Consider the following 21,804-nt stretch of genomic DNA (forward strand, 5'->3'; position numbering starts at 1 on the left):
ACGCGGAGTTTTCCCGGACGCTCTCGCCCCCGATTCCAACGCGACAGGTAGATGGGGTCGGTCGTTTAGTGCCCCGCGACCATGTCGCACGCCCTGCCGGAGTATCGGGATGTCACCCCCGTACGCGGACAGGCTCCGCACGTTTCCGGGCACAAGTGACTGAGCTCGCGCCTCCCGTCCCGAAAACCGCAGGCATTATCGGCGATGCGGGAAGGGGGCGGATAAGTTTTGTCGGCGAGGCGAATTCCCTCTCCCTGGGGAGAGGGTCAGGGTGGGGGGTAAACCCCGGTATTTCCCGGAGAATCCCCCTCATCCGCCCCTCCGGGACACCTTCTCCCAAGGGAGAAGGAAGGGCGCTGGAGCGGGGGATAACGCAGAGTAACGTGGTGGAGAGCGCCCCGCAGCCTGCATCCGGGATGAAAAGCGGATGGCGTCAAACAGACACACCCTTGACCTGATGATCCGGATACGGCCTGCTGGCGGGCAAGCGATCCGTGGATCGGGATGCGCCCGGTGGCGTGTCAGGCCTTGCGTGCTGGAACCGGGTTACATGTCCTCATTTCGATCCCCGATGCGCCTTCTCCCCCTGCTTGTCCTGCTCGCGGCCTGCTCGCCCGGCGCGGACCTCACCCGGAGCCTCGCCCTGCCGGTCGCGCTTTACGATGCGGAGCCTGAGCGCACGGATCTGGACCAGCTGACCTATCTGGGCGGTGTCGAGCTGTCCCATCCCGACAACCGCTTTGGCGGCTTCTCGGCGCTGGGCATTTCAGCGGATGGGACGCGCCTGATCGCCGTCTCCGACAGCGCCTACTGGATGACCGCCCGCTTTGGCTGGAGTGAGACCTACGGGACGTTCAGCGTCGGTGATATCGCCATCGCCCCGATACTGTCCCGCGACGGCCGCCCCCTCGACGGCGCGGCTGCCGACAGCGAAGCGCTCGCCTTTCTTGGCAACGGCGTCTACGCGGTCAGCTTTGAGCGGGACCACCGCATCAATACCTATGCGCTCGGTGACGACTGGGGCGGGCTGGACAGTGTCGGGGTCGCGTTTCCCGCTCCACCCGGCGCCTCGGGCTTTTCCAATAATGGCGGCATGGAAGGCCTGACCGCTCTGCCCGGCGGACGCCTGCTGGCGGGCGTCGAGGACGGCGATGGGGGGAGCCATGCGCTATGGACCCGGGACGGCGACACCTGGCGTGAGGCGCAGCTGGCGGCCGAGCCTGACTACGGCCTGACGGCCCTCGATTACCATGACGGTGCCGTCTATGCGCTGGAACGCTTCTGGCAGACCGGCATTGGCAATCGGATCCGCATCCTGCGCTTTGACGCCGGGGCGCTGGAGGCCGGCGGGCAGGCCCCCATCCAGCCCGAGCTGCTCGGCACGCTGGAAGCCGGCAAGGCCGTCGACAATTTCGAGGGCCTCGCCGTTCTCGAGCATGATGGCCGGACCATCCTGCTGATGGTCTCGGACGACAATTACAACCGCGCACAGAGAACGCTGGTGCTGGCCTTCGCGGTCAATTGAGGCGCGCCGTTCCGGTCACGGTGTGACCCGTTCAAACCGGATGTTTTCGGCCAGCGCGGCCGAGGCGAGCATGCCCGACACTTGGCGATTGCCATCGCGAGTGAAGGTTACAGCCTGAAGCGGGCCCGACAGGGAGAGGAAAGTGTCGACCTGATAGGGCGTGAAGCTGAACGCCGGGCGACGCGCATGATCGGCGACCAGAACGCCGTCCTGCACGGTCAACACATAGCGTGTGGCCAGCTCGTCGCTTTCATAAAGGCCGGTATAGTCGGCCAGGCTCACCGAGGCCGGGTCAAACGGGGCCAGTTCGATGCGCCGGCCGGGTATCATGCCGTGCAGACCGATACGATAGTCCAGGCCCTGCGACGGCCCGATTTCCGGCGCCTCGAATACCAGGGCGATATCCGTCGCGGCCGAGAGCTGGAACTCACGCGGGCCGATTTGCGGGAGGGTGACGGCCTCACCGCCCGGCACCCCGAATTGGGCGAATTTCAAGCCGTCATCATCGGCGGAGATCGTAAAAATGACACCCGGATAGATCTCGTAGTGTCCGGCATACGGCTCCAGCTCTGCCCGGGTGGCTTCTGCCCAGTCCGCTCTGGTCTCCGGCTGATACTCCGGGGCATCGCCCAGAAACAGCTCGACCAGGTCAAAGGCGAGAGCCGCGGTATCGAAGTCGGTCCGGTTGCTGAGAATTGACAGGGCAAAGCCATGTTCCGGGACGCGCAGGACGAAGGAGCGGTATCCGTCATCGCGGCCACCATGGGACCAGGTCTCCAGCCCGTTGACCATACGCCGCTCCTGGCCGCGGCCAAAGACCGCCACATCTCCATTGCTGGCGTGGTTGCGTTCGGCCATCTGCTCGAACACAAAATCGCTCCCGACCTGCCGTGTCTCGAAATTCCGGCTCCAGGTCAGCAGATCCAGCGCGTTGGTATAGAGACCGGTCGAGCCGATGGTTTCACCCGCCGAGATGATCGGGGCGAAACTGTCACCGGACGGGAAGTAGGATGTTGCCCGATCGGGAATGAGGGCGTTTCGGTCGCCATGAAACCGCGTTGCCGTCATGCCGAGAGGCTCGAACATGCGGGTCCGGGTGAAGGCGTCGAAGGACAGGCCCGAGACCCGCGCGACGATCTCTGCGAGCAGCGTATAGCCGGTATTGCTGTATTCGATCTCGCTTCCCGCCGGGAAATTCACACCGCGCTGGCGGGCATTCAGGTCGAGCTGCTGGTCGCGGGTCCGGATGTCATCATCGAGCCATCCGGCCATGGCCGTCAGCGTGCCCTGCTCACGCAGCCCGCCCGCATGGTCGAGCAGATGGCGCACGGTGATGGTTTGCGGCGGTGCGGCGAGTTCGGGAATGTAATCGCGGATATCATCATCGAGCGAGATCGCGCCCTCGGAGGCCAGCAACAGGACCGCGAAAGCGGTGAATTGCTTGGAGACCGAGGCAACCTGGAACACGGTCTCCGGCGCAATCGGGACGGCATGCTCGAGATTGGCCAAGCCGGCACCACGCGCCCAGACAAGCTCGCCGTCCAGCGCGACCGCTACGGCGACACCCGGCGCCGTCCCGGAGACCCAGGGCTCGACAAGGGCCTGAGCGGCCTGCGTCACCGGCTCGTCAACGAAACTCGGTCCGGGTTCGGACAGGCTGCAGGCGCTCAGTGTGAGGCTGAGGACAGCGCCCATGAGATGGGCGGCGGGTAGATTGGCAAACATGATGGGACCCCTCGTCTTGTGTGGGGTCATCAATGCCGGAGCGGGTGACGGGCCTCGACCGACTTCGTGAAGTCGAACCGTTTTGCCGAAAGTCGGACCGTCGGGCGCTTACCCGAACGTGGTCCTCACGCTTCCGGTCCGCGCGCACGATAGGCGCTCGGGGTCAGGCCTGCATGTTTGCGGAAGGCGGTGTTGAACGAGGATTTGGAGTTGAAGCCGACCGCGTAGAGGATTTCGAGCACCGACTGCCGCGGCGTGGCGAGGAGCAGGTCCTGGGCTTTCCTGACCCGGTAGCCATTCACGAAATCGAAGAAATGCATCCCGGTCGACTGGTTGAGCAGTTCGGATACTTCGCGCGGCGTCATGGCGATCTGATCGGCCAGGGCGGCCAGACTCAGTCGCGGATTCAGATACGGCTCGTGCGCGTCCATGAAGGCCAGCAACGTCTCGACCTGTTGCTGCCGGGCATCCGGCTCTTGCCCCGACCCGCCCTCGCTCCGCTGCTTTCCAAGCGCCAGCACGCGCCGGTCGACATCGCGGAACAGGTGCGGCTGGAGGAGCGACTTCAAGGCGATCCAGGTTGTGATCGCCAGCGCCAGAAGCGCACCGAAAACCTGCAGGGCCAGCACCAGATGGCTCGCTGTCGTGTAGCTGAGAAGATTGCGCACCAGGATGAGCGTGTGCGCGATCAAGGAGACCGCCGCCAACTGGGTCAGCCAGATCAGCATCTCGGATCGCGCGCCGGAATGATGTTCGCGAAACAGCCTGCGGAACTGCCACAGGACCGCCAGCACGGCGCTCATATAGCCGTAATACTGGAGATGGCTGCCGATCCACAGCGCATCGGCTTCCAGCTCGGTGAGGCGCAGCCCGGCTCCGGCTTCGGCTCCGGACACTGGCATGAAGGGGATCTGACTGCCCGGCATGACCAGCACGAGCGCGATCAGGAAGGGCACGAGGTGCAGGAGATCGCGACGCCTCGGAGCGACGTCCGAATAGCAGGACGAGACGAAGAAGCCGAAGAAGACCGGCATCTGGAGAAAGCCGAGCGCCTCCCTGACGCCGTTGAGCCAGGAATTGACATTGCCCGGATTGACCCACAGCCAACCGCTCAGCTCGATCGCCGTCAGCAGCAGGAAGACCGCGAGCAAGCTGTTCGGCAGCCTGCGCACTGTGGGCACGGTCAACAAGAACCCGGCCAGCAGCAAGCAGAGGAAGCTGATCAGGATCGACATGACCCCGAAGAATGTACCCAATGTGAGGTCTATGACCGGCACTCCTTCATGAGCCCGGCCCTGCGATACCGAGGCAGCCGGGCTCCGGACAGCGGGCGGATTGGCCCATCAGGAAGAGAGGACCCTATTCGCCGCCATTGTGGAAACTGTCCGGGCTCTCGAACACCACCTCGCCATCGACCACGGTCATCCATGGCTCGACGCTCAGGATGTCGGCGGCCGGGATGGTCATGATGTCCTCGGAGAAGATGGTGAAATCGGCGCGCATGCCAACCGCGATGGTGCCGAGATCGTCCTCGCGGAAAGAGGCATAGGCCGGCCAGGCGGTGAAGAATTTGAGCGCATCCTCGCGCGACAGGGCTTCCTCGGGATGCCAGTTCTCGCCCTGGAAACCTGACAGGTCGGCACGGGCGACGGCGGCGTAAAACTCGATGCGCGGGTCACCCTGCTCGACCGGGGCATCGGAACCGCCGGTGATGTGGGCGCCGGCATCGAGCAGGCTCTGCCAGGCATAGGCACCGACCAGGCGCTCATCGCCGAGGCGGTCGGGCGCGAAGTGCAGATCCCCGATGGCGTGCGAGGGCTGGAAAGAGGCAATCACGCCGAGTTCGGCGAAGCGCGGAATATCGGCCGGATCAATGATCTGGCTGTGCTCGTCACGCCAGCGGAAGTCCGCGATGGCGCGCTCCTCCTCGGGCACTTGGGCGAGGGCTTCCTCGACCCAGTTGAGCAGGTAGCGATTGCCGCGGTCGCCAATGGCATGGACATTCATCTGGATGCCGTCGCGCAGGGCCTGGGTGAACAGGCCCGTGGTCTCGTCGGCTTCGGCGATGGCCAGGCCGGAGGATTCCGGGCGATCGGAATAGGGTTCGAGGAGGGCGGCGCCGCGCGAGCCCAGCGCCCCGTCCATATAGAGTTTCACGGCGCGGGTAATGACCCGGCCATCGGCGACATCGCGGCGACCACCGGCTGCCAGCGGCGCATAGCCTTCCGGTCCGACCGACAAATAGGTCCGAAGCGGCAGGCGACCGGCTTCGGCCAGGCCCTCGATCATCTCCACAGAACTCCACGGCACCGACATGTCGTGGGCACCGGTCCAGCCGAGGCTGACGAGACGCTCGGCACCCTCGACATAGATCTCCGCGGCTTCTTCGCCGGATGGCGGGGTGATCAGCGAGCTGACCGCTCCCATGGCCGTATCAACAAGGATGCCGGTCGGATCGCCGTCGCTGTCGAACAGGATTTCACCGCCCGACGGCGCAACGCTGTCCCGGGTCACGCCAACAGCCTCGAGCGCCACCGAATTGGCCACCAGGGCATGGCCGTCGGCCCGTCTGAGAATGACCGGATTGTCCGGTGAGACCGCGTCGAGATCCTGACGGGTCGGGAAGCGGCCTTCCGGCCAATGGGTCTCAATCCAGCCGCGCCCGGTCAGGGTCGCCCCCTCCGGGACGCCCTCCAGCGCGATCTCGACGCGGGAGACAAGGTCGGCGACCGAGGTGACGTCATCGAGATTGAGGATGCGCTCACGCTGGCCGACGCCGAAGACGTGGATATGGCTGTCCGTGAAGCCGGGATACATCGCCGTGCCATTGAGGTCGACAAGACGGGTCTCTTCGCCAAGCCAGGCCTGGGCCGCATCCTCGGGACCGGCAAAGGCGATCCGGCCATCGCGCACGGCGACCGCCTCGACCTGCGGGGTGTCATCAAGCGCGGTGTAGATCGGTCCGCCCCAGATCACCAGATCGGCGACGTTTTCACCCCGGGCATCCGCACCGGCGCCGTCAACCGCAGGCTCAGTGACGTCGCTCTGGCCGCAGCCGGCCAGTGCCAGGACCGCCAGTGAAATCATCCATGAAGTGGTGCGCATAAAAAAGCCTCCCCGCGTGTTGCGAGGAGGCTATAGCGCGATTGCGCACACGACAACGCCCGCGGCAGGCCGCGGGCGTTGGAATGTCATCAGGTCGTCCGGTTGCTTACGCCACCAGAGCCTTTTTCAGGTCGCGCTTGATCTTCAGGGCCTTGTCCGAGAGCTTCTCGTCACGGGCCTTGAGGAGGAAGGCATCAAGCCCACCGACATGGTCAACCGAACGCAGGGCCTTGGCCGCAATGCGCAGTTTGTAATTGCGACCAAGCTTCTCGGAAGCCAGGGTCACATCGCACAGGTTCGGCAGGAAACGGCGGCGGGACTTGTTCTGAGCGTGGGAGACGTTGTTTCCCGTCAAAACACCCGTGCCGGTCAATTCGCAGCGACGCGCCATAGTCGCACCTTTCACATATAAGAATCCGTGCGCACTGGTATTGCGACCAATGCGAGAGCGGGCGATCTAAAGGAGCCAGGGCGGAACGTCAAGCTTGCCGCGTTCATCTTGCAGCGGGTTTCGATCAGTTATTGCAGTAGTCTGGACAAATGGGTTAGGGCCTTGGGGGCTCAGATCAGGAGAGTTTAGCGTGAAAAAGACTTGGATTTACGGGGCGATGGCCGCGGGCCTTCTGGCCTGCTCGGCGACCGCGTCCGGCGATGACGCGGCGATTCCTGTTTCAGCAGCGACTTCCCAGAATGTCACGGTCCAGTATGCCGGATCGGTGATGGTCTTCCAGGTCGCGAATATCGTGGTCTCCGGACAATTCGCCGAAGACACCTATCAGGCGTCGGCCCGTTTCACGACCGCCGGCCTGGCCGCTCTGTTCAGCGATGCCGACATCGAGGCCGGTGTCAGTGGCTATCGCGATGGCGTCGCGCTGCGCCCCTGGCATTACAGCCACCTCAACCACGCCAGCTCAAAGAACCGCGTGGTGGCCATCGACTTCCCGGACGGTGTCGCCACGCCCGATATCAACCCGCCCTTCGGTTCGATGGGTGAACCGCCGGCCACCGACGCGGAACGCGCCGGCGCGGCCGATCCGCTGTCGACACTCCTGTCGATGGGTCTGGGAGCGGTCGCCCGCGGGCAATCCCATTGCGAGGGGACCCTGCCGGTCTTCGACGGTCGCGCCCGCTATAACCTGCGCTTCGAAGATGGCGGTACGGACCGCGTGCGCACCCGCGCCTGGTCCGGCGAGGCTGTGGTCTGTCACGCCTATTACGAACCGATCGCGGGCTATGAGGCGGACGAATTCCCCAGCGCCGACGATATCAGCCGGCCGATCACCTTCTGGCTCGCTCCGGTGCATGGCGGCGACATCCACATCCCGGTGCGGATCCGGACCAATGCCGGGTTTGGCGGTGTCACTGTGGTTGCCCGCTCCATCGAGGAAAATTGACCGCTCGCCCCTCGCCAACGGCCACCGGATTGCCTAGGTCTGGGGACTGCACGCGCGTGTGAAGGAGTTGCGGCATGGCATCCCACCGCAACGACCCGGGCCAGATTACCGCCGCCCTCGGTCCGACCAATACCGGCAAGACCCATCTGGCCGTCGAGCGCATGCTTGGGCGGTCGTCCGGCATGATCGGCCTGCCCCTGCGCCTGCTGGCACGGGAAATCTATGACCGGGTGGTCAAGGCCAAGGGCATGAGTGCCGTGGCCCTGATCACCGGCGAAGAAAAGATCGTCCCGCCCTCGGCGCGCTATTTCATCTGCACGGTCGAGTCCATGCCGGTCGAGAAGCGCGTCGCCTTCGTCGCGATTGACGAGATCCAGCTCGGCGCCGACCCGGAACGCGGCCATGTCTTCACCGACCGGCTGCTGCGGGCACGGGGCACCGAGGAGACCATGCTGCTGGGTGCCGGGACCATGTACCGCATGGTCCGCGAGCTCGTCCCCGAGGCCGAGATCACCTTCCGGGAGCGCTTCTCGCAGCTCAGCTATACCGGCCCGGCCAAGCTCACCCGCCTGCCAAGGCGCTCGGCTGTGGTCGCCTTCTCGGCCGAGGCCGTCTACGCGATCGCCGAGCTGCTGCGCCGCCGCCGCGGCGGGGCGGCGGTGGTGATGGGCGGGCTGTCGCCGCGCACCCGCAATGCCCAGGTCGAGCTCTACCAGTCCGGCGAGGTCGACTTCCTGGTCGCCACCGATGCCATCGGCATGGGGCTGAACATGGATATCGACCATGTCGCCTTCGCCGAGAGCCGCAAGTTTGACGGTCGCCGCCGGCGACGTCTGACCGCAGCCGAACTGGCCCAGATCGCCGGCCGCGCCGGTCGCTTCCGCAATGACGGAAGCTTTGGCGAGACAGCTGACTGCCGGGCGTTTGATCCCGATCTCGTCGAGGCCGTCGAGCATCACCGCTTCGCGCCGGTCGAGAAACTGCAATGGCGCAACCCCGATCTCGATGAGCGCTCGCTGGAGGCGCTGCAATTCACGCTCGGCAAGCCGTCGCGCGACCGGATGCTGGAACGGGTCGGCGAGGCGTCGGACGAAAAGGCGCTGGGTGTTCTGGCCACCGATCGCGAGATCCGCGATCGGGTCACCTCACCGGCCGGCGTCAGCCGCCTCTGGGATGCCTGCCGCCTGCCCGATTTCCGCAAGGCGACGCTGGACGCCCATGCGCGCCTGATCAAGACGATCTTTCTCCACCTGACCGGACCGGGCGACCGGCTGCCGGACGACTGGATGGCCGGTCAGCTTGAGCGTTTCCGCAAGACCTCGGGCGATGTCGATGCGCTCGCCGCCCGTCTCGCCCATGTCCGCACCTGGGCCTATGCGGCGCACCGCTCGGACTGGACCCGCGACCCGACGCACTGGCGCGGTGTGACCCGCGAGATCGAGGACAGGCTGTCCGACGCCCTGCACGAACGCCTGATGCAGCGCTTCGTCGATCGCCGCACCAGCGCGCTCGTCAAAGGGCTGCGCGATGAAAGAGATTTGCTGGCCGGGGTCGCCAGCAATGGGGAGGTTACGGTAGAAGGCCATTTCGTCGGTCGTCTGGCCGGCCTGACCTTCAAACCGGACGTCCAGGGTCGCGAACTGGAAGCCCGGACCCTGAAATCGGCAGCGCTGCGTGCGTTGCGCCCTGAGATCAACAGACGGCTGGGAGCCCTGGCGAAGACGACCATGGACGACATCACTTTTTCCGATGACGGGCAGATCAGCTGGAATGGCGAGACCGTCGCCCAGCTCATCCCGGGCCCGACGCCTCTCAAGCCCGCCGTCAAACTGATCGGTGGCGATCTCGGCGCTCCCGAGACCCAGTCTCGCGCCCGCGCCGGCCTCGAGGCCCGCGTGGCCAGCTATATCGAGACCCAGCTGGCATCGCTCTTCAAGCTGCGCGATGCCGGTCAGTCCGACGACATGCCCGGTCTCGCCCGCGGCCTCGCCTGGCGCCTCTATGAAGCCGGCGGCGCCCTGCCCCGCCTGACCATCAGCGATGATGTGCGCAACCTGTCCCAGGTCGAGCGGCGTTCGCTGCGCGCCGCCGGCGTGCGGATCGGCGAGCACATGATCTATGTCCCTGAACTGGTCAAACCGGCCCCGGCCCGGCTCAACGCCCTGCTGCACGCGGTGGCGGCCGGTCGGACCGATCTCGCCTGGATGCCGGCCCCCGGCCTGACCTCGATCGCCAATGACCGCTCTCGCAGTCGCGCCGACTACGCCGCCGTCGGCTTTCAGCCTTGCGGACCGCGCGCGGTCCGTTTCGACATGCTGGAGCGGCTCGCCGACACGCTGCGCGAAGCCGGCAAGGATGAAGGCCAGGGCTTCCCGCTGACCGCCGACATGACGGCCCTGCTGGGCTGTTCGGTCGAGGATCTGCGCGGCACACTGACCGCGCTCGGCTATCGCCGCATCCAGAAGGGTCCGGATCCGGAGAAAGCCGAGGGCGAGCGCTGGGACCGGCGTCGTCGCAAGCATGCCGGGCCACGCCCGTCGGCCGAACGCAAACCGGTGGTCACGGCGCCACCCCCGGATCTGTCGGACAGCCCGTTTGCTGCCCTTGCGGCGTTGACGCTCACCGCGCCGCCCGAGCGCAAGCCGCGCCCGGCCCGTAAGCGCCGGCGCAAGGCCGCAGGACACGCCCAGAAAAGCGAGCAGACTCCGAAAGGCGAGCAGACCCAGAAGACCGAGCCGGCCGCCACAAGCGATCAGACCCCGGCAAACGAAGCGGCGGCCAAGCCGACCGCGGACCCGCAGGACTAAAAGGCGCATCCATGAGCGAGATGGGCGAAGGCCTGCGGATCGATATCTGGCTCTGGCATGCGCGCCAGTTCAAGACGCGCAGCCTGGCCACCACCACGGTCTCCAAGGGCCGGATGCGACTGACCAGCGCCGGGACCACCCGGCGCATCAACAAGCCGGCGACCCTGGTGCGCGCAGGTGACATATTGACCCTGCCCCGCAATGGCCGGATCGTGCAGCTTGAAATCCTGGCCCTGGGCACACGCCGCGGGCCAGCGGCAGAAGCCCAGCAGCTCTATCGATCAGTCGACGACGAACAGACGGAAGAGAGCCATGTTTGACGCCATCCGAAACTTCTTCGCTCCGGCCGAAGCCGACCTGCGGCCTGAGACCGATCCCCATATCGCCGCCTGCGCCCTGCTGGTCGAGGCGGCCTTGGCTGACGGTATCTATGCCGATTGCGAGCAGGACCAGATCCGCGTCATCCTGTCTGGCGCCTTCGGCCTGTCCGAGGCCCGGGTGGCGCATGTGCTCGAGCAGGGCGAGGAGCTCGCCGAGAGCGCCATTGACCATCACCGCTTCACCAAGGTGGTGAAAGCCTGCCTGTCACGGCAGGAGCGGATCTCCCTGGTCGAGCAATTATGGCTGGTGGCGCTGGCCGATGGCGAGAAATCGCCCTTCGAGGACGCCTTCATCCGGCGCATCGGGCCGCTGCTTGCGGTCGAGGACCGCGACCGCATCTTCGCGCGCACACGTGCAGAAGCGCGACTGCGGACCCGTTGACAAAAAACCCGTCGCAGCCCATGTCCCGGCAGCAACCTTGTCCCAGATCTGACCACGGCCAACATGACCTATATTGTCACCGACGCGTGCGTGCGCTGCAAATATACGGACTGCGTGGAAGTCTGCCCCGTTGACTGCTTTTACGAGGGCGAGAATTTTCTCGTGATCCATCCGGACGAATGCATCGATTGCGGTGTCTGCGAACCGGAATGTCCGGTCGAGGCGATCAAGCCCGACACCGAGGACGACAAGGACGGCAAGTGGTTGGCCATCAACTCGAAATTTGCCGAGTCCTGGCCCAATATCACGCTCCGCAAGGACGCCCCCGCCGACGCCGATGCGATGGCGGAAGAGACCGGAAAATTCGAGAAATACTTCTCGGAAAAACCGGGCACGGGCGACTAGCCGGATCGGGTTAACCGAACCCTACCGTTTGGAAAACGCCGAATTTTGTGGTATGTTATTCACATTGATGGGTAGCGCCTGTCGCGCCACCTGCCTTTCTACACGGTGATTTGCGCGCAGAATTTTCGATCTCGGAGCCGGATGGGTGCCGGAATTTCTTTGAGAGCGATCTGCGAGCTTTTGCGTTTCCGTGGCAGCAGGGCCCAACGAGAGAGCATCCATGACGAAAAACGACAAGTCTTTCAAAAAGGGCGACTTTATTGTGTATCCCGCGCACGGCGTCGGCCGCGTGACGGGCGTTGAAAAAGACAGCGTCGCAGGGTTCGACATTGAAGTTTATGTCGTCACCTTCGAGCAGGACAAGATGACGCTGCGCGTGCCGACGGCCAAGACCGAAGCATCCGGCATGCGGCCACTGTCCAGCGACCGGATCGTCAAGGACGCGCTGAAGACCCTGAAGGGCAAGGCCAAGGTCAAGCGGACCATGTGGAGCCGCCGGGCCCAGGAGTATGAAGCCAAGATCAATTCCGGCGACCTGATCCAGATCGCCGAAGTCGTTCGCGACCTGCACCGTGCCGAGGACCAGCCGGAGCAATCCTATTCTGAGCGCCAGCTCTATGAGTCCGCGCTCGACCGGATGGTTCGCGAACTGGCCGCGGTCGAGGAAATCGAGCACGAGGCGGCCCGCGTCATGCTGTCCGACTCGCTCGCCAAGAAGGTTGCGGCCTGATCGACCCGATCAAGCAGCGAGACTGATGCGAAACGCCCGGCTATTGGCCGGGCGTTTTCGTTTTGGGCCGGGTTTTCAACGCGTTCCGCTCAATCTGGCCGCCCTCGCCTCACTATTCCCGCTTCGCACGGCACCCGAAGCGCTGAGGTCCCCCGGATCGCGGCGATGCCGCGACCGGGGGATGACGGTGGGAGTTGGGGTGGCATCGACTTTGCACGCCGATTGAACATTCGCGCCTGTCGCGGAGAGATCCATGAAACCCTTGTCAGCCAGCTGGCCGTATCCTTCAAAGCCTCACCGCATCTTCCCTGACGGGCCTTGTCGCGATCCGGGCCACGGAAAACTCATCGCTGGCCGGACCGGCTCGGCCTGCCAGCCAGCCAGCCAGCGGATCAACCCTCGAAACAGTATCGGTACGGGTCCCGTGCGACGCAGCCATGCGCAGTCGCGCGACCAGCGCCAGTGATCCGAAACCCCGGTACGGGCGTAAGCCTCCCTGAAGCGAAGGAGGAAGACCATGCCAAGCGGCCCGACCGTGACTGCGCGTTCCACCACATCGTCCCAGGCACGTGATGCCGGTGAGCAACGTTTCGTGAAATCTGCCATGTCCAGACCGCTCTTGTCGCGCGAAGACGAGTCCGATCTGGCCCGGCGCTGGAAAGATGACCGCGACGAGGCTGCCCTGCACGTTCTGACTGAGGCTCACATGCGCCTCGTCATCGCGGTCGCCGCCAAGTTCCGCCGGTATGGCCTGCCGTTTTCCGACCTGATCCAGGAAGGCAATATCGGCCTGATGAAAGCCGCCGAGCGTTTCGACCCGGAGCGCGATGTCCGCTTTTCCACCTATGTGACCTGGTGGATCCGCTCCTGCATCCAGGACTATGTCTTGCGCAACTGGTCGATTGTCCGGACCGGCACCACCTCGGCCCAGAAATCACTCTTCTTCAATCTGCGGCGGATGCGGGCGCGGATCGGCGACCTGGATGGCATGTCCATCACCCCGGAGAACCGGGAGCAGATCGCCAAGGACCTGCGGGTTCGCGAAAGCGACGTCGACACCATGGTGACGCGCCTTGGCGCCTCGGACCGGTCGCTCAATGCGCCCGTGGGAGATGAGGACCAGTCGCAGTGGCAGGACTTCCTGGTCGACGAGAGTGCCGCTCCGGAACTGGAGGTGATGGAAAAGACCGACAGTGAGCGTCGCTCGGCCTGGCTCGGCCAGGCGATTGACGGTCTCAATCCGCGCGAGCAATTCATCATCCGGGAACGCCGCCTCAGTGAGGAAGGCTCGACCCTGGAGACACTCGGCCAGACGCTGGGAATTTCCAAGGAACGTGTGCGCCAGATCGAGAATGCGGCTCTCGACAAGCTGCGCAATCATCTGTGCGCCGCCGTGGGTGACCCGGTCGAAGCCGGCCTGATCCCCAGCGCCTGATCGCACGCCTTCCAGCCGGGACCCCGCCTGACGGGTGCGGGTCCCGCTATGGCGCGCAAGGGCGCTTCGTCCTTCAAGACGGAGGCCGCCTGCCTGCCCGCCCGCCCGCTTGCTCTGGCCAACCTTACCGTTGTGTTTGATGGGCTGGAGGTCGACCCGCGGCGAACTCCCGGAGTGCGCGGACAAGTTTGGCATCGGCGCCGTGCGCCCAACCCGGGCGCATGGCCTGAGCCGTTTGCGCGCCCCAAGCGACCGGCGGGTCCGCAGCCATTCGCATCGCCAGGCGTCAGCGCGCGATGACCGGGTCAGACGTCTCGTCGAGGACTTCCAGACGAGCCGGATGGTCCAGCGTCATCATCGGACCATTCTCAACGCTCAGCCAGCCTCGCACCCGGACACGGCGCCCTTCGAGCGTGTCGGGTGACAGACCCGCCGCGCTGAAGGCCTCGGCATCTTCCGCGTCGATGCGAACCGTAAAGTCAGTGCGATAATCATTGCCGAAATTGAGGTAGATGCGGCCGGAGTCCAGCTGGACCGCGTCGAGGACGCGGCCGCTCACGATCTGCGCGCTGCCGACATCCTGGGCCAGGGCATCGGGATGGCTGTCCCGGATCCGGTTGGCCGGATCGCCCCACAGGCCCACACCCTGCGATCGGGCGCGGGCTTCAACCGCGAGCAGGTCTGTGGCGTGGGCATGATTGTCGGCATGGGTCATGACCCGGGCCAGGCCTGCTTCGAGGAGCCGGTATTGCAGCCAATCCGAGGGACCGGCGCCTCCGTCATCGCCAGACAGCTGTTCATCCCGCCTGCCATCCCGTAGCCCGTTGGTGCGGACCTGTGCCAGTGCCCGGTCATAGCGGTCCCGGCGCAGGCCGGAATAGATCAGCGAGACCTCTTCCCCCTCCAGCCAGAGCCCAAGCTGCGCCGACGCGGCTTCGGGCACCGGCGTATCAATCTCCGCGAGGCGGACCTCAATCACCCCGTCTGCTGTCTCAACCGACAGGGTCAAGGCGCCCGAGAGTCCCAGGAAGCGCCCTGTCTCACCAGCTGCGCCAGCGGGTTCCGCGCGGACCGCCGGCTGCGGACCGTGTAGTGCGTCCTGCACGGCAGCCGACGGACCACAGGCCAGCGGCCCTGAGACGAGCACAATCAGGACAGGCAGAAACAAGCTTTTCATGGCCTCATCTCCTTATATCCTGAACATACACGCATTAGTTGCAGGCAGCAAGGACACGCGCCAAAAAAGATGCGGCAAAGCCGGCCGGGCTTTTACCGTTCCGTTTACCATCTCCGGGTAAGTCTGGCGGAAGACATGTCAATCAGGGACACCCTCCGATGAACGCCTACGCCTACACCGACGATACCGTTGCCCCTGCGGGCGGAAATGCCGACACCCACGCGATCGCCGAAGCCGTTGGCGAGTCCGCCGCACGCGCCTCCCAGGGCGCAGAGGCCGCCCAGGTCGCCCGCGATGCGATGAACCAGGTCGAAGAGTCCAGCCAGGTGCTTGAGCGCCGGGTCGAGGCCCTGACCGATGCCTCCCAGCGCATCAATGCCATCCTGTCGACGATCGAGGCGATCGCCAGCCAGACCAATCTCCTCGCCCTGAACGCGACCATCGAAGCGGCGCGTGCCGGCGATGCCGGCCGCGGCTTCGCCGTTGTCGCCGGCGAGGTCAAGGCCCTGGCCGGCCAGACCGCGAAAGCCACCGAGGACATCGCCTCGCGGATCGCGGCGCTCGACAGTGAGGTCAAGGAAATCCTCGACGGCGTCCGCGGCTCCGGCCAGTCGGTCGCCCGCGGCAAGGTGGCCGTCGACCAGATGACCCAGGCGACACAGGAAGTCGCCCATCAACTCAATTCGCTGCGCGACCGCGTCCGCTAGAGCCACAGCCAGACAGCCAGATGACAAAGAGGAGCGGGCGCCGCATGGCCCCGCTCTTTTTTTTGTTTGTCAGGCCGGTCATGGCCGGAGACACCCGGCTCGCAGCGTTGATCCGACGGCCACCGGATCAACCCGGTGTTAACCAGCGGATCAATTTAAGGCTTTGTTAACCGCGCTGGTTAGCTCGATCGATAGGTAGCGCGGGAATACTGCACGCATGAAATTTGGCGGAGGGCCTCATGCGTAAGTATTTCAAGTCTGGAGCGGCCGCAGTTGCACTACTCTCCCTGTCGGGACTGTATGCACCTGTAAATGCGCAGGAATCGAGCGATCAGGATGCAGCCGGGGACACGTTCCTGCATCCCTATCGGGGCGACATCAATCCGTTCTGGGGGGATATCAATCCCTTCCGCGGTGACATTAACCCGTTCCGCGGAGACATTAATCCCTTCTACGGCGACATCTCGCCATTCTGGGGCGATATCAATCCCTTCTGGGGTGACATCAATCCGTTCGGTGGGGACATCAATCCCTTCTATGGGGACATCAACCCGTTCTGGGGCGACATCAATCCGTTCGGCGGGGACATCAATCCGTTCTGGGGCGATATCAATCCATTCTGGCAGGACGTCGGCCCGATCTGGGGCGATCTCAACAGCCAGTGGAATGAAGCCGCCAACGACAATGGCGACTACCAGGCGATCTCCACCGGGCTGGCGGACGTGATCAGTCGTGCCGAAGCCGTGTTTGGCGAGACCGTTCTGGCCCGTACCGGCCAGACCATGGACGAGGCCTTCATGGCCGAACTCCTCGCCCGCTTCGGGATTGATCTCGATGATCCTGACAGCCTCGCCTCTGTCACCCAGGCCGAGCGCTCGGAATTCTTCCTGACCTTCTATGACAGCCTGATGTCCTTCTCCGGGGTCGACCACGTCGATCACTGGATGCCGGCCATCAACTGGTCACCGGCCCTGGCCGCCAGCTATGACAGGGGCTATCGCCCGACCGTGGGCGTTCTGGACTTCAGCGTCCGGGACGTGGATACCAACTCCGTCCGCGGCCAGCATGGTGAGCGTACCTATCTCAACGTCAATCATGGTGACGCGGTCGCCAGCCTGATCGGCGCACCGATTGACGGTGTCGGCATCATGGGTGTGGCCCCGCACGCGTCCATGCTCTTCTACAATCCGTTTGACGAGTCCCACACGGCGAGCTGGTCCGATGTCGCTGACGGCATCGACCGCCTGGCCCGTGGTGGCACGCATGTCATCAACATGTCGCTCGGCGTACCGGGCTGGACCCTGCACCAGGAATGGGCCGAGGTCTTCCGTCAGGATCGCGTTGCGACCCATGCCCAGAACATCACCTTTGTGGTGGCGGCCGGCAATGACGGCTCGACCCAGACGACCGACCTCGACTGGACCGGCGTTCCGGTGCTCGACAATCTGATCATTGTCGGCTCCGTCGATCCGCTCGGCAATATGTCATCCTTCTCCAACCGTCCGGGAGATGCCTGCCTGCTGGTCAATGGCGTCTGTGAAGACGGCAACCGGCTGATGGATCGCTATCTGGTTGCTCCGGGTGAGCTCCTGCTTGTCGCCGACGGCGAAGGCGGCGTGACACGGGCCACCGGCACCTCCTTTGCGGCCCCGCTGGTCGCTGGAGCTGCGGCACTGGTCAAGGGCTGGTGGACCTGGCTCGATGGCAGCGAAGTCGCTGACGTCCTGCTGCTCTCGGCCCGCGATCTCGGTGACCCGGGTGTCGACGCGGTCTACGGGCGCGGCATGCTGGATGTGGCCGGTGCCATGTCTCCGCTGGATCCGGCCAATCTCTACGGCATAGATCGCCGTGGCGACCCGGTCGCGGCAGAAAGCCTGATCATCACAGGTGGCCGCCTGACGCTGCGCTATGCAAACAAGAACCGGGTAACTGTGTTCGAGGATATCGGTGACAGCTTCCGCGACTTCACCATCACCGTCGATGACCTTCTGGTTGGCAGCACGCTGGCTGAATCGGTGGCAAGCGCCTATGCCGAGCAGTACATCTTCGAGCGCACCGATGCGGCCTTCACGGGGACGGCTTTCTCGGACGTTTCAGAGGCCTCACGGGTTCTCTCCCGCGAAGGCAATCTGACCCTGACCGCGACAGCCGCCCGCCTCGATCCTTCGAACCCGGGCCTGGCCCGCAATCTCGGTTTCCATGCGAGCATCGAGCTTCGCGATGAAACCAGCGGCCGCTCCATGGCCATGGGTGTTGGCGAAGGCGCGCTGGCCCTGTCGAGCCACAACGCCTTCAACCTGTTCTCGGACCATCGTCCGGAAACCGGTGGCGTCAATCCGGTGCTCGGCTTTGCCTCGGGCGGTGCCTTTGCGGCCAGCCGCTTCACCCTGTTCGGCGATACCGAGCTATCCTTGGGTGTCACCACGACGATCGAGGAAGCGGTCTATGCCGTCCCCGGTACCGGCGAGGAGCGCGCCCTGTTTGACGGCGTCTCGCCCTACCAGGCCGCGGCGGTCAATCTCGAGATCGTTCATCCGTTGAGCGAGACCCTCACGGTCAGCGGAACCCTGACCCAGCTGCACGAGGCGACCGGCCTGCTCGGCGCCCAGGGCGGTAGCGTCCTGGCCTTCGAGGGCGGTGCCGATACCACGGCCCTGACATTCGGCCTGGAAGCGCGTCCGTCGGGCCGGCTGACCCTTGGTGCCTCGTTCACCGCAGCCCAGACCCGGACCACGCAGTTCGATCAGGGGTTGATCGCGGTGGCGGATCGCATCGACAGCACGGCGGCACAGATCTCGGTCCAGTTTGACACGGTTCTGGGTCAACGCGACGGGATCCGCTTCAGCGTCGTCCAGCCGCTACACATCGAGTCAGGCTCGCTGAGCTATACCGGCATGGCCGTCACCGACCGCGAAACCGGTGCCCTCGGCGTTCAAACAGAGACGTGGGAACTGGGTGGGCGTCGTCCGGTCTATACCGAGCTGATCTACTCCACCCCGCTCGGGTCGGACCACAGCAGCCTGAGCCTGTTTGCCCGCCAGAACCTGTCCGGCGAAGAGACGAGCTCCGAGTTCTCCGCTGCGACAACCGGCGCCAGACTGCAGCTGCGCTTCTAGGCCTCTTCCAAGGCTGATCATCAAGGGCGCCGACACCTGTCGGCGCCCTTTTTGTTAGCCGGGTTGCGCGTCACGGTTGATTAGCCATTTCTTCAATCATGCTTGGTATAGGAGAAACGTGCAGGCGGCAGGCCGCCACAGGAGAAGTCGATGTTCGGACAGGTTTGGAAACTCTTGATCATGGTTGCTATGTCGTGTTCCGTCATCGTCAGCATGACCGATGCGGCATTGACCCAATCAACCGTTCCCGCACCGGCATACCAGGACGCCATCGAGAGCGCTCAATCGGTCATGATGGCCGATCCAACCGAGGCCCTGGCGTTGGCCGAGCTGGCCGAGGCACTTGCCGCCGAAGCCCTTCCCGAAGCCCGTGACATGGCCTTTGCATCCGCATGGTGGCTGCAGTCCGAAGCCCTCACGCGGGTGGGCCGCGCCGAGGATGCCTTTCCGCTTGCGGCACAGGCCCTGGACCGTCTTGGCGAGGCCCCGACTGCGACCAAGTTGCTCGCCGATATCTACACCTCGCTCGGGCGCATCGAGAAAGTGCTCGGGCAACACGGAGCCGCGCTCGACCACTATCAAAAGGCCTATGAAATCTATCGGGAGCTCGGCGATCGGCGCAGCGAGTCGATTGCACTGCAATCCATGGCGTCCATCTACACGGACGCACAGCAATACGATCGCGCCGTCGAGTATTTTCAGAATGCCCTCGATCGGTATCAGGACAACTCGCTCGTCCTCGCAGCCCATAACAACATGGCCAATGCCCTGACCCAGCTCGGACGCTTCGAGGAGGCTGAAACCTCTTTTGCCGAGGCGATCGAGCTGGCCCAACGGATGGAAAGCCCGATCCTGGAAGCCCGGATCCTCAACAACCTCGCCAATATGGAAATCGAGGCGTCGGATCTGGAGGCTGCGGAAGCGGCGATCAATACAGCCTTCCAGCTGGTCGCCGATGACGGCACGTTCGAATGGATCCGCTTTTTCTGGGGCGTGCGCGCCCAGATCGCGTTCGGCCGTGGCGACAGCCTTGCAGCGGTCCGCTTTCTGGCGATTGCCTTCTCGGGCGTGAACCTCGAGACAACCTCCCAGAACTACGCAGAGATGCACGGGAGCGCCGCCGAAATCTACGCCGCGCACGGTGACTGGTCCTTGGCCTATGATCATTTGACCGCGTTCAAACGGCTCAGCGATGAGCGGGCGCGGTTCGCCGCTTCCACCAACACAGCGCTCGTCGGCGCGCAGTTCGATTTTGCCGAACAGGAGCTTGAGATCGAGCAGTTGCGGTCCGACAGTCTCGAGCAGGAGCTCGCGCTCGCGCAATCCCGCCAGTCATTGAATCTCATAGTCGCGCTTTTGGTCGGTGCCTTCGGCGTTATCATCACGGTCTTCCTGGTCGCTCGCGCTCGCGCGGTGCAGGCAAAGGCCCGAGCCCTTTCAGAAGAGCTCTACACGGACGTGCGGTCAGGCCTCCCGACGTCGGCGGCTCTTGAACGCGACCTTGCCAAGCAATACGAGGCCAGCGAGCAGGTCGCCGTTCTGGCAATTGCCCTTGCACGCCAAAAACACCTGGAAGGCGCCCTGGGCCATACCGCCTATGGCAAGCTGGAAATTGCCGTTTCCGAACGGCTTTCGACAGTCTTTGAGGCTGCCAATCCGTATCGTTTGTCGCCCGGGCTCTTTGGCCTTCTGGTTTCGGCTCCGGACATGGAAGCCGCGCAATCCTTGGCCCAGGCTATCGCGCGAATGTTCGAGACCCCTGTGACCGTCGACGGCGTGACGATCGACGTTAGTGTGATCTGCGGTGTAGCCCGAGACACCGATGTCGACGTGACAATCAAGCAGGCTCATCTGGCGATCGACCAAGCGAGGCGCAACAGGCTGAGTTTTGCCGTTTTCGATGCCGAGATGTACGGCGACCCGGCTGCCAACCTCTCGCTGATGAGCGAGATGCGGCTGGCGACCGAGCGCGGCGACATGAAGGTCTTCTATCAGCCCAAACTGAATGTCCGCCGCGGCCGCTTCGAGGGCGTCGAGGCCCTGTGCCGCTGGTTCCATCCGGAGCGAGGCTACATCTCTCCGGACCAGTTCATCCCGCAGGCCGAGGAAACCGGTCATATCCGGGCACTGACCGAATGGGTCCTCACAACCTCCATTGAAGACCAGCGCCGGCTGGTCGGTCAGGGCCTGCCGATCTCGGTTGCCGTGAATGTCTCCGGCGCTGTCCTCAGTGATCGGGATTTCGCCCGGAAAGTTCAGGGCCTTATCGTTGGCGCCGCCGGGCCGGTAACGCTCGAAATTACTGAAACAGCCATCATGGCCAATCCGGACCTCGCGATCGAGAATCTCAATATGTGGCGCGAGTCAGGTGCAAAGATCTCGATTGATGATTACGGCACCGGCCAGTCGTCCCTCGCCTATCTGCAAACCATCCCGTCCGACGAACTCAAGCTCGACCGCCAGTTCGTGTCCAACCTGGACAAGACCGCCAGAGGCCGCATGCTGATCAAGTCAACCGTTGATCTTGCCCACAATCTGGGCCTTGAACTGGTCGCCGAGGGGGTCGAAACCGAGACCGAACTGGCGGTTCTCAAACTGCTCGGCTGCGACTGGATCCAGGGCTTCCTGCTGTCCAAGCCGATCGCCGCCGACGCGCTGGTCGATTTCCTGCGAGAACACCAGCCCGGCAGGTCACAAGACAGGCGTGGATCACAACAAGCCTGACCGCAGCTACGCGGCCTGAAAAATGCCGGGCTTCCGGCCCTGTACAGAATTCAGTCTTGCCTCAATCCGCGCCTTCCCTCAGACAGACACACAAGGCGGCCCCGTAGCTCAGCAGGATAGAGCAACAGATTCCTAATCTGTAGGTCGCGCGTTCGAATCGCGCCGGGGTCACCATCCACTTTTCGGTACCGG

The 21,804-nt window shown here is 64.3% G+C and carries 16 protein-coding genes and 1 tRNA gene; 12 read left to right on the forward strand and 5 right to left on the reverse strand.

Features of this window, described 5'->3' with window-relative positions; translation table 11 throughout:
• Positions 1-571: 571 nt before the first annotated feature.
• The gene (locus tag AAA969_RS11525; RefSeq protein ID WP_338246207.1) at positions 572-1,525 is read left to right on the forward strand and encodes an esterase-like activity of phytase family protein; all 954 of its coding nucleotides are present in this window, start codon (positions 572-574) and stop codon (positions 1,523-1,525) included.
• 15 nt (positions 1,526-1,540) lie between these two features.
• On the opposite strand, the gene AAA969_RS11530 is transcribed toward AAA969_RS11525, so the two are convergent.
• From AAA969_RS11530 to rpmB, 4 genes are all read right to left on the reverse strand, one after another.
• A complete protein-coding gene (locus AAA969_RS11530) occupies positions 1,541-3,250 on the reverse strand; it encodes a serine hydrolase domain-containing protein (RefSeq protein WP_338246208.1) in 1,710 nt (569 codons plus the stop codon).
• A gap of 125 nt (positions 3,251-3,375) precedes the next feature.
• Positions 3,376-4,485: a helix-turn-helix domain-containing protein gene (locus AAA969_RS11535; protein ID WP_338246209.1), complete on the reverse strand. Its 1,110-nt coding sequence runs from the start codon at positions 4,483-4,485 to the stop codon at positions 3,376-3,378.
• Between the two features lie 124 nt (positions 4,486-4,609).
• Positions 4,610-6,355 carry an amidohydrolase gene (locus AAA969_RS11540; protein ID WP_338246210.1) on the reverse strand — a complete coding sequence of 582 codons (1,746 nt, stop codon included), beginning with the start codon at positions 6,353-6,355 and terminating at the stop codon, positions 4,610-4,612.
• A gap of 106 nt (positions 6,356-6,461) precedes the next feature.
• Positions 6,462-6,746 (reverse strand): 50S ribosomal protein L28, encoded by a 285-nt coding sequence (gene rpmB, locus AAA969_RS11545; protein ID WP_338246211.1) that lies wholly within the window; start codon positions 6,744-6,746, stop codon positions 6,462-6,464.
• 190 nt (positions 6,747-6,936) lie between these two features.
• Between rpmB and AAA969_RS11550 the strand changes: the two genes are divergently transcribed.
• From AAA969_RS11550 to AAA969_RS11580, 7 genes are all read left to right on the forward strand, one after another.
• The gene (locus tag AAA969_RS11550) at positions 6,937-7,749 is read left to right on the forward strand and encodes a DUF3108 domain-containing protein (RefSeq protein WP_338246212.1); all 813 of its coding nucleotides are present in this window, start codon (positions 6,937-6,939) and stop codon (positions 7,747-7,749) included.
• Between the two features lie 74 nt (positions 7,750-7,823).
• Positions 7,824-10,556 carry a helicase-related protein gene (locus AAA969_RS11555; RefSeq protein ID WP_338246213.1) on the forward strand — a complete coding sequence of 911 codons (2,733 nt, stop codon included), beginning with the start codon at positions 7,824-7,826 and terminating at the stop codon, positions 10,554-10,556.
• An 11-nt stretch (positions 10,557-10,567) separates the two neighbouring features.
• The gene (locus tag AAA969_RS11560; protein ID WP_338246214.1) at positions 10,568-10,876 is read left to right on the forward strand and encodes an RNA-binding S4 domain-containing protein; all 309 of its coding nucleotides are present in this window, start codon (positions 10,568-10,570) and stop codon (positions 10,874-10,876) included.
• Complete coding sequence (locus AAA969_RS11565) at positions 10,869-11,318, forward strand: TerB family tellurite resistance protein (protein ID WP_338246215.1); 450 nt, start codon at positions 10,869-10,871, stop codon at positions 11,316-11,318. Before AAA969_RS11560 ends, AAA969_RS11565 begins: the two co-directional genes overlap by 8 nt.
• Before the next feature lie 63 nt (positions 11,319-11,381).
• Positions 11,382-11,723, forward strand: a complete 342-nt coding sequence (gene fdxA / locus AAA969_RS11570; protein ID WP_338246216.1) for a ferredoxin FdxA — start codon at positions 11,382-11,384, stop codon at positions 11,721-11,723.
• A gap of 220 nt (positions 11,724-11,943) precedes the next feature.
• Positions 11,944-12,453: a CarD family transcriptional regulator gene (locus AAA969_RS11575; protein WP_338246217.1), complete on the forward strand. Its 510-nt coding sequence runs from the start codon at positions 11,944-11,946 to the stop codon at positions 12,451-12,453.
• Positions 12,454-12,970: 517 nt separating this feature from the next.
• Entirely contained in the window at positions 12,971-13,888 is a 918-nt protein-coding gene (locus tag AAA969_RS11580) for an RNA polymerase factor sigma-32 (RefSeq protein WP_338246218.1), read from the forward strand.
• A gap of 286 nt (positions 13,889-14,174) precedes the next feature.
• Here AAA969_RS11580 and AAA969_RS11585 read toward each other — a convergent pair whose 3' ends face one another.
• Positions 14,175-15,065, reverse strand: coding sequence for a thermonuclease family protein (locus AAA969_RS11585; protein ID WP_338246219.1), 891 nt, complete (start codon positions 15,063-15,065; stop codon positions 14,175-14,177).
• Positions 15,066-15,223: 158 nt separating this feature from the next.
• Here AAA969_RS11585 and AAA969_RS11590 point away from each other — a divergent pair, with 158 nt between their 5' ends.
• The 4 genes from AAA969_RS11590 (at position 15,224) to AAA969_RS11605 (ending at position 21,786) form a co-directional block, all read left to right on the forward strand.
• A complete protein-coding gene (locus tag AAA969_RS11590) occupies positions 15,224-15,772 on the forward strand; it encodes a methyl-accepting chemotaxis protein (protein ID WP_338246220.1) in 549 nt (182 codons plus the stop codon).
• Positions 15,773-16,011: 239 nt separating this feature from the next.
• Complete coding sequence (locus tag AAA969_RS11595; protein ID WP_338246221.1) at positions 16,012-18,888, forward strand: S8 family serine peptidase; 2,877 nt, start codon at positions 16,012-16,014, stop codon at positions 18,886-18,888.
• Positions 18,889-19,038: 150 nt separating this feature from the next.
• Entirely contained in the window at positions 19,039-21,612 is a 2,574-nt protein-coding gene (locus AAA969_RS11600) for an EAL domain-containing protein (RefSeq protein WP_338246222.1), read from the forward strand.
• 97 nt (positions 21,613-21,709) lie between these two features.
• A tRNA-Arg gene (locus AAA969_RS11605) sits at positions 21,710-21,786 on the forward strand.
• The last annotated feature ends 18 nt before the right edge of the window (positions 21,787-21,804 follow it).

It is taken from the genome of Maricaulis maris (assembly GCF_036322705.1).
Classification (GTDB): Bacteria; Pseudomonadota; Alphaproteobacteria; order Caulobacterales; family Maricaulaceae; genus Maricaulis; species Maricaulis maris_B.

Coding starts and splice junctions, on each gene's coding strand:
- AAA969_RS11525 (WP_338246207.1), top strand. CDS start 572: ATGCGCCTTCTCCCCCTGCTTGTCCTGCTCGCGGCCTGCTCGCCCGGC.
- AAA969_RS11530 (WP_338246208.1), bottom strand. CDS start 3,250: ATGTTTGCCAATCTACCCGCCGCCCATCTCATGGGCGCTGTCCTCAGC.
- AAA969_RS11535 (WP_338246209.1), bottom strand. CDS start 4,485: ATGTCGATCCTGATCAGCTTCCTCTGCTTGCTGCTGGCCGGGTTCTTG.
- AAA969_RS11540 (WP_338246210.1), bottom strand. CDS start 6,355: ATGCGCACCACTTCATGGATGATTTCACTGGCGGTCCTGGCACTGGCC.
- rpmB (WP_338246211.1), bottom strand. CDS start 6,746: ATGGCGCGTCGCTGCGAATTGACCGGCACGGGTGTTTTGACGGGAAAC.
- AAA969_RS11555 (WP_338246213.1), top strand. CDS start 7,824: ATGGCATCCCACCGCAACGACCCGGGCCAGATTACCGCCGCCCTCGGT.
- AAA969_RS11560 (WP_338246214.1), top strand. CDS start 10,568: ATGAGCGAGATGGGCGAAGGCCTGCGGATCGATATCTGGCTCTGGCAT.
- AAA969_RS11565 (WP_338246215.1), top strand. CDS start 10,869: ATGTTTGACGCCATCCGAAACTTCTTCGCTCCGGCCGAAGCCGACCTG.
- fdxA (WP_338246216.1), top strand. CDS start 11,382: ATGACCTATATTGTCACCGACGCGTGCGTGCGCTGCAAATATACGGAC.
- AAA969_RS11575 (WP_338246217.1), top strand. CDS start 11,944: ATGACGAAAAACGACAAGTCTTTCAAAAAGGGCGACTTTATTGTGTAT.
- AAA969_RS11580 (WP_338246218.1), top strand. CDS start 12,971: ATGCCAAGCGGCCCGACCGTGACTGCGCGTTCCACCACATCGTCCCAG.
- AAA969_RS11585 (WP_338246219.1), bottom strand. CDS start 15,065: ATGAAAAGCTTGTTTCTGCCTGTCCTGATTGTGCTCGTCTCAGGGCCG.
- AAA969_RS11590 (WP_338246220.1), top strand. CDS start 15,224: ATGAACGCCTACGCCTACACCGACGATACCGTTGCCCCTGCGGGCGGA.
- AAA969_RS11595 (WP_338246221.1), top strand. CDS start 16,012: ATGCGTAAGTATTTCAAGTCTGGAGCGGCCGCAGTTGCACTACTCTCC.
- AAA969_RS11600 (WP_338246222.1), top strand. CDS start 19,039: ATGTTCGGACAGGTTTGGAAACTCTTGATCATGGTTGCTATGTCGTGT.